Annotated in this window: 8 protein-coding genes; 4 read left to right on the forward strand and 4 right to left on the reverse strand. The window is 70.7% G+C overall.

Annotated features, from left to right (window positions below; genetic code table 11):
* Nucleotides 1-123 precede the first annotated feature (123 nt).
* Nucleotides 124-1,044, reverse strand: coding sequence for a LysR family transcriptional regulator (locus C1A33_RS29290; RefSeq protein ID WP_243408052.1), 921 nt, complete (start codon nt 1,042-1,044; stop codon nt 124-126).
* A 91-nt stretch (nt 1,045-1,135) separates the two neighbouring features.
* Between C1A33_RS29290 and C1A33_RS29295 the strand changes: the two genes are divergently transcribed.
* Nucleotides 1,136-2,008: an oxidoreductase gene (locus C1A33_RS29295; RefSeq protein ID WP_243408053.1), complete on the forward strand. Its 873-nt coding sequence runs from the start codon at nt 1,136-1,138 to the stop codon at nt 2,006-2,008.
* Between the two features lie 140 nt (nt 2,009-2,148).
* On the opposite strand, the gene C1A33_RS29300 is transcribed toward C1A33_RS29295, so the two are convergent.
* Nucleotides 2,149-2,997 (reverse strand): NAD(P)H-binding protein, encoded by an 849-nt coding sequence (locus C1A33_RS29300; RefSeq protein ID WP_101835223.1) that lies wholly within the window; start codon nt 2,995-2,997, stop codon nt 2,149-2,151.
* An 86-nt stretch (nt 2,998-3,083) separates the two neighbouring features.
* On the opposite strand from C1A33_RS29300, the gene C1A33_RS29305 reads away from it, so the two are divergent.
* Both C1A33_RS29305 and C1A33_RS37635 read left to right on the forward strand, forming a co-directional pair.
* The gene (locus tag C1A33_RS29305) at nt 3,084-3,560 is read left to right on the forward strand and encodes a MarR family winged helix-turn-helix transcriptional regulator (RefSeq protein WP_101835225.1); all 477 of its coding nucleotides are present in this window, start codon (nt 3,084-3,086) and stop codon (nt 3,558-3,560) included.
* A gap of 351 nt (nt 3,561-3,911) precedes the next feature.
* Nucleotides 3,912-4,043 (forward strand): hypothetical protein, encoded by a 132-nt coding sequence (locus C1A33_RS37635; RefSeq protein WP_279354717.1) that lies wholly within the window; start codon nt 3,912-3,914, stop codon nt 4,041-4,043.
* A 148-nt stretch (nt 4,044-4,191) separates the two neighbouring features.
* Here the strand turns inward: C1A33_RS37635 and C1A33_RS29310 are convergent, their stop codons facing one another.
* Entirely contained in the window at nt 4,192-4,677 is a 486-nt protein-coding gene (locus C1A33_RS29310; RefSeq protein ID WP_101835226.1) for a hypothetical protein, read from the reverse strand.
* 276 nt (nt 4,678-4,953) lie between these two features.
* On the reverse strand, nt 4,954-5,910 hold the full coding sequence (locus tag C1A33_RS29315; protein WP_101835228.1) for a GlxA family transcriptional regulator: 957 nt from the start codon (nt 5,908-5,910) through the stop codon (nt 4,954-4,956).
* A gap of 71 nt (nt 5,911-5,981) precedes the next feature.
* On the opposite strand from C1A33_RS29315, the gene C1A33_RS29320 reads away from it, so the two are divergent.
* Entirely contained in the window at nt 5,982-6,926 is a 945-nt protein-coding gene (locus C1A33_RS29320) for an NADP-dependent oxidoreductase (protein ID WP_101835230.1), read from the forward strand.
* Nucleotides 6,927-7,144: the final 218 nt, after the last annotated feature.

A 7,144-nucleotide genomic window follows, 5' to 3' on the forward strand; every position in this document is an offset into this window, starting at 1 on the left:
GGAACGCGGCGAGGGCGCCGCGTCCCTCTTTCGTGCGTCGGTCACCCGACGGCCGCCGCCCAAAGGTCGACCCGGCCGGCTGACCTGACCCCGCGAGGGGCGTGCCGCCGGGAAGGTCGGCGCTCAGCCGGTGGCGGCCAGGTCGGTCGTGCGGGCGACGTCGTGGACTACCTGGCGCAGAGCCTCGAAGGCCGGTGGGGGCGGCGCGCCGGCCCGCCGGACGAGGACGACCTCGGCCTCGTCGTCGGCGAGCGGGACGAAGACGACCCCGCTGTCGCGCAGGGAGCGGGACGAGCATGGCAGGCGGGTCACGCCCACGCCCGCCGCGACCAGCGCCAACAGGCCCTGCGGGCTCGTCCCACGCTCGACGATCCGGGGGGAGAAGCCGGCCCGGCGGAAGTCGGCCTCGTACTTGCGGTGCCACGGCGGCCAGGAACGGTCCGGCGTGAGCACCCACGGCTCGGCGGCCAGGTCAGCCATCCGCAACTCATCGCGGCCGGCCAGCCGATGGCCCACGGGCAGGACGGCGGCGACCGGCTCGCGCAGCACGACCTCGCTCTCGAGGTCGTCGACCAGCGGCGGCCGGGTGAGAGCGGCGTCGAGCCGGCCCTCCCGCAGGCCCGCGACCAGCGCGGCGATCGGCAGGTCCTCGGCGCGCACGGCGATGTGCGGGAAGCGCTCGCGCACGGTCCGCACCACCGGGGGCATCAGGTAGTTCGCCACCGTGACCAGGAACCCGACCCGAAGCGGCGACCGGTCGCCCCGGGCCGCGAGCCGGGCGGCGTCGATCGCCCGCTCGGCCTGCGTCAGCAGAACCCGGCTCTCCCGCAACAGCGCGGTCCCAGCCGCGGTGAGCGTCACCCCATGGCTGCCCCGGACCAGCAGCGCTGCCCCGACCTGACGCTCCAGGGAGCGGATCTGCTGCGACAGCGACTGCTGGGCGATGTGCAGCCGGGCAGCCGCCCGGGTCAGGCTGCCCTCTTCGGCCGCGGCCACGAAGTAGCGCAGCTGGCGAAGTTCGGGCGTCACCGGCTCCCGCGTCACCGGTCCAGCCTAAGCGGCCACAGCCTGGGCCTGTGGCCGCCCAGGTAACAGCTGCTTCTCTGGAGCGTCGCCCGTTCCTATGGTCGGGACCGTGACGACTTCTGACACCAGCGGGGCAGGCCCGGCCGGGCGCGTGTGGTTCATCACCGGCGCGTCGACCGGCTTCGGGCGTGAGATCGCGCAGGCCGCGCTGCGCCGAGGCGACTTCGTCGTGGCGACCGCCCGCCGCCCCGAGACTCTCAACGACCTGGTCGCCTCGGCCGACGGCCGGGTCCTGGCCCTGCCACTCGACGTGACCGACCCGGCCCAGATCCAGGCGGCACTCGACGCCGCGACCACTCGGTTCGGCCGGGTCGACGTGCTCGTCAACAATGCCGGGTACGGCTCCGTCGGCGCGGTCGAGGAGATCGACCTGTCCGACCTGCGGACGCTCATGGAGACGATGTACTTCGGCCCGGTCGCCCTGACCCAGGCCGTCCTGCCCGGGATGCGGGCGCGGGGCAGCGGCGCGGTCGTCCAGATCAGCTCGATGGGCGGCCAGGTGACGATGCCCGGGTTCGGGGCGTACTGCTCGGCCAAGTTCGCCCTTGAGGCGCTGTCCGAGTCGCTGGCGGCCGAGGTGGGGCCGCTTGGCATCCGGGTGCTGATTGTCGAGCCGGGGGCGTTCCGGACCGCGTTCGGCGGGCGCGGGATGCACCGCTCCCGGCGCATCAACGCCTACGAGCCGACCGTCGGCCCGACCCGCGCCGGCGTCGACTCGATGGACGGCAGCCAGCCCGGCGACCCGCGCAAGGCGGCCGACGCGATCCTCGCCGCCCTCGACGCGCCAGCCGCGCCGCTGCACCTTGCCCTGGGCGCGGACGCTGTCGAGGCGATTCGGGTAGCCCAGGACCGGCGCCGGGCCGACCTCGACTCCTGGGAAGCCGTCAGCCGCTCGACCGACGTCGAGGCGGCGCCCGGCTGACCGGCCGCTGTCCGGTTGGCAGGCGACCGTGCGAGGACGGAGCTGGTCACTTTGTCGACGGTGCGAACAGCGTGGCCAGGTCGGCACTTCGCCCGATCTCCCTCCTGACACACCGAACAGTTCGGTCCGCGGCGTAGGGATCAGGCGCGTTGGAAGTCGCCCCGGTTGGCGTCGAGCCAGGAGCGCAGCGACCGGGCGGGGTGACCGGTGATCCGCTCGACGGTGTTGGTGACGGAGGCGGTCTGACCGACGGTCGCCGCGGCCACGTCGAGCAGGCTCTCCAGGATCGGCCGGGGGATCCGGCCCTGGTCAAGCTCCCATGCCTGCTCGCGGGTCACGTCGTCAACGGTGACCTCGACACCGAGCACGTCGCCGATGATCGCGACCGCGTCCCGCATCCGCATCGACCGCGGCCCGGTGAGGATCTGCATCCGAGAGCGGAAAGTCTTCTGGGTGAGCAGATGGGCGGCGACCTCGGCGATGTCCTCGGGATGGATCGGCGTCACGGCGGCGTCCGCGAACGCCATCGCGACCCGTCCCGTCGCCCGGATCTGATCGGCCCAGTCGCGCCGAGTGTTGGTCGCAAGCCAGCTCGGGTACAGCACCGTGTGCTCGAGACCCGAGTCGGCCACCGCCCGCTCGACCGCACGATGGATCCGCCCGATGGGCCGGTCGAACTCCCCGACCTCATAGGCCGCCGGCGAGGACAGCAGCACCACGTACCGCACGCCGGCCTCCACGGCCGCCGCCACGAACGCGTCGATGGTGCCGATCACCGGGTAGAGGAAGATGGCCTCGACCCCACGCAGCGCCTTCGCCGCGGACGGACCGGAGTCGGTCAGATCGAGCTCGGCCAGCTCGACGCCGGCCGGCAGCCGTAGGGTCGTCGCATCGCGGGACGAGCCACGGGCCGGGTAGCCCGACCTGGCCAGCGTGGCTACCAGACGCGACCCGATGTTCCCGCTGGCGCCAGTGACGAGGATGGTCATGACTCTCCGTTCGCACAGGTGACGGATGAATTACCTTTGCAAGCAAAGCATCTTTGACGACAAAGATAACTGTCGCGAGGAGGGCGATGTCAAGCCGGAGCGAGGACGAACTCGAGGTCGACGAGGCCGTCCGGGCGCTGTTGCTGCTGATGCCACAGCTGGTGGGACGGGCCAAGCGGACGCAGCCACCCGCCGAGCTGGCCGGCCTGGCGCTCGGCCCACGGCACCTGTCCCTGCTGTCCTACCTGCTGCTCGACGGCCCCACCACCGTCAACGCCCTGGCCACGCGGCTCGAGGTCGCGCCGACGACGGTCAGCCTCATGGTCGCCGACCTGGGCCGCGCCGGGATCGTCGAACGCCGCGAGGACCCCGATGACCGCCGACGCAGGATCGTCAGCATCACCGCCGCCGGCCGCCCGGCGATCGAGGGGTGGCTCGGCCCGGGTACCAGCGCCTGGCGAGAGGCCCTCCAGCCACTGACCCCGGCCGAACGCCATCTGGTCGTCAGCACCCTACGCGCCTACGAACGCGCCGCCGCCGAACGAGTCTCAGGGTCGAGCTGAGTACTGGCCTGCCACGCCGACCAGATCGCCCGCTGTGATCCTTCGCTCCGGCAGCCGAGCGCCAGAGCACAGCCGCTACGCAGTCAGGCGGATATGGACCGCCCCGAATCACTCCATCCTTCCGAAACCCGCTGGCCCCAACCAATATCGGAAGGATGGAATGGGGGTGCCAGGAAGGGCCCCCGCTACCGTAGACGGGTTCCGGACGCGACGACACCCAGTGTGATCTTGTGACTCTCCGGCCAGTTAGACTCGGGACCAGCGTCGAACCAAGGGGGTCGATCGTGAGCGTCGAGGCCTCCGAATTGGTCACCATCCCCCGGGTGGAGCTGGAGTCGCTGCGAGCCCGAGGTGCGGCGCCTGCGACGCGAGGTCGGCCGGACAGTCGCCAAGGCGCGCATCCAGGCCGACCCCGGTGCTGGCGACGATGCTCCGACCTTCTCCCGCAGCCAGCTCGCCGAGGCATGGGGAATCGGTGAGTGATCGCCTTATACGTTTCCCGGGGACGTCCTGGCAGGAGATCGACGCTGTTCAGCGAGCAACACTGGAAATTCTACGGAACGATAGCGCGCGCCACGCTAGGCGGAAACGGAGCCTGCCGATCACCCTCCCCTGACGTCGCGAGAATGTTTCAGATCGCCTCGACGACGATGTCGGCGCGGGCGAGTGTGGCGGCGTAGGCGGCTATGCCGTCCGGATCGCTGGTGAGGATCTGGGCCGGACCGTGAAGAGCGGCCACTATGACCACCAGGGCGTCAATGACATCCGCCCGCTTCTTCGCGGGAAACCTGGCGTCGGCGAGCATGACCCCGGCCCGTTTGTACGAGTCGAGGGTGAAGATCCTCGCGCAGGCGACGCAGCCGGCGGGGACGCTCGTCGCGACGCGTATGGGTGGTGCGGTCTCCCGGGTCTGCGGCACGGTGCAGTCCTTCAGATACTGGCTGAAGGCGTGGACAGTCTTCGGATCCGGTCGCCAGGCCTGGGCGAGGACCGGGCCTATGACAACCGGTCGGTGTGGCGCCGCGCGTAGGCCATGGTGACGCAGTCGCGCCGCGGAGCTGTCTCGCAGGAGCGCCACCAGCATCCCAGCGTCATAGACGACGGTACGCGCGATCATGCGACGCCCGCGATGTCCGATCCGAGTGCGCTGGCCAGTACCCGGTGGACGAGGGCCCGCTCGTAACGACCACGGTCAACCAGTCGGCTCGCTCCATGGAGATCATCCTGGCCAGGTCGAGCCGCACCGTGGGTTCGCGGCCTCGCCAGAGCGATCCGGCGGGGCGGGCTACTCGGGGACGCCGGATAACGGTGACGCGATCCGGGTCAAGGCGGTATGGGGGCAGCAGTCGCCACCGACCGCGCGCCCCTCGGACCAGACAGCGGATCTCCGGCGCTATCCCCGAAAAGTTCGGCGGTACACCATCGGTGAAACCGCGATGGCGGCGCGCAGATGTTCGCGCAGTGACGCGGCGGTGCCGAACCCCGCACTCTCGGCAATTCTGTCGACCGACAGGTCTGTAAATTCCAACAGATTGCGGGCCAGGTCGACCCGTTGCTGAACGAGCCATTGCCCAGGGCTCTGGCCGACCTCGGACCGGAAGTGGCGCGTGAAGGTCCGACGACTCATGCCGGCATGCGCGGCGAGGTCGTCCAGCCGCAGGTTCTGGTCCAGCCGGTCGATGGCCCAGCTTCGGGTTGGAGCGGTGCCGGAACCCGGTCCCCGCGGCACTGGACGCTCGATGTACTGGGCCTGGCCGCCCTCGCGCCAGGGCGCCACCACGATGCCGCGGGCCACCTGGTTCGCGACGCCACTGCCATGATCACGGCGTACCAGATGGAGACAGAGATCCACACCGGCCGCCGCGCCGGCGGACGTGAACACCCGGCCCGCGTCGACGAAGAGAACGTCGGGGTCGACGTGCACAGCCGGATAGGCCCGCTGGAAATCCTCGGCGTGCCGCCAGTGCGTGGTGGCCGGCAGATCATCCAACAGGCCCACGGCGGCCAGCACATAGGAGGCCAGGCAGAGCGAGACCACCCGGGCGTCCGCACGCACCTGACCGAAGGCGTCCGCCAGGCCCGGCGGCAGCAGATCCCGATCGACGATCTTCGTCATCGCCTCGGCCGGTGGAACCACGACGGTGTCGGCCGTGGCGAGCACCGCGGCATCGTGCATGACCGCGATCGAGTAGTCGGCGGCGGTGGTCACCGGCTCGCCGTCCAGGGAGCAGGTGAGCACCTCGTGCAGCGGGCGGTCGGCCGCGTCTCGGGCCGCCCCAAAAATCTTGGACGGCATGCTGAGCTCGAAGGGCATCACACCGTCCAGGGCGAGCACCACCACTCGATGCATGGCCCGATCCTTGCACAACCCGGCCTCCGGGCCACTGGCTGAGTGATCGGATGGCTCGCGACACTCGGGACATGACGACGACGATGATGCGGGCGGTCAGCCAGGACCGGCTGGGCGGCCCCGATGTCCTGCGGGTGGTCGAGCTCGAACGCCCTGTTCCCGGGCCCGGCGAGGTACTGATACGCGTCCGTGCCGCCGGGCTCAACCCCACTGACTGGGTGCATCGCCAGGCACCGGGCTTTCTGGCGAAGCTTCCGCTGGTTCTCGGCTGGGACGTGTCCGGCGTGGTCGAGGCGGTCGGTCTCGGGGTGGTGCTCCACGAGGTCGGCGACGAGGTGTTCGGCATGTTGCCCTACCCCGGCGGGCATGGTTCCTGCGCCGAGTACGTCACCGCGCCCGCGCGTGCCCTTGTCCGCAAGCCGGCGGGACTCGACCATGTCGAGGCCGGCGCGGTCCCACTGGCCGCGCTCACCGCTTATCAGGCCCTTGTCGACACCGCCGCGGTCCAGGCGGGCCAGCGGGTCCTGATCCACGCGGCGGCCGGCGGCGTCGGGCACTTCGCGGTACAGATCGCCCGGTCGCTGGGCGCGTCTGTCATCGGCACCGCCAGCGCGCCCAAGCACGACATGCTCCGCCAGCTCGGTGCCGACGAACTGATCGACTATCGCGATCAGGACTTCGAGCAGGCCGTCAGCGACGTGGACGTCGTCATCGACGCGATCGGCGGCGACTACACGACCCGCTCGCTGCGGGCGCTTCGCCCAGGCGGCGTGCTGGTGTCACTGGCTCTCGGCAACACGGCACCCATGGCGGAGGAGGTCGCGCGCCTCGGAGTGCGCCACAGGCTGATGCTGGTCGAGGCCGACCAGACCGGCATGCTCGCGGTAGGCGCCCTGGTGCGGGCGGGCGAACTTCGCCCGGTCATCCAGGCGGCCTTCCCCCTGGAGGACGCCGCGAAGGCCCACGAGATCGGTGAGACAAACCGAGTCGCAGGCAAGCTGGTCCTCACCGTCTGACAGTGAGGATGACACCGACGACGGGCCAGCCTCCCGGCCAAGGGGACGCAGACGCGCGCTCGTCACCATCACGTCGCGAGCACACCTCAGATCGACTCGACGACGAAGTCAGCGCGGTCGAATGTGGCGATGTAGGCGGCTGTGTGGTCGGTGGACCTTTCGGCGCCGCCGCGAGGTCAGATCTCGGCCGAGCTGTCCTGCGCGTCCAGCAGTTCGTC

Source organism: Frankia canadensis (genome assembly GCF_900197875.1).
GTDB classification, from domain to species: Bacteria; Actinomycetota; Actinomycetes; order Frankiales; family Frankiaceae; genus Frankia; species Frankia canadensis.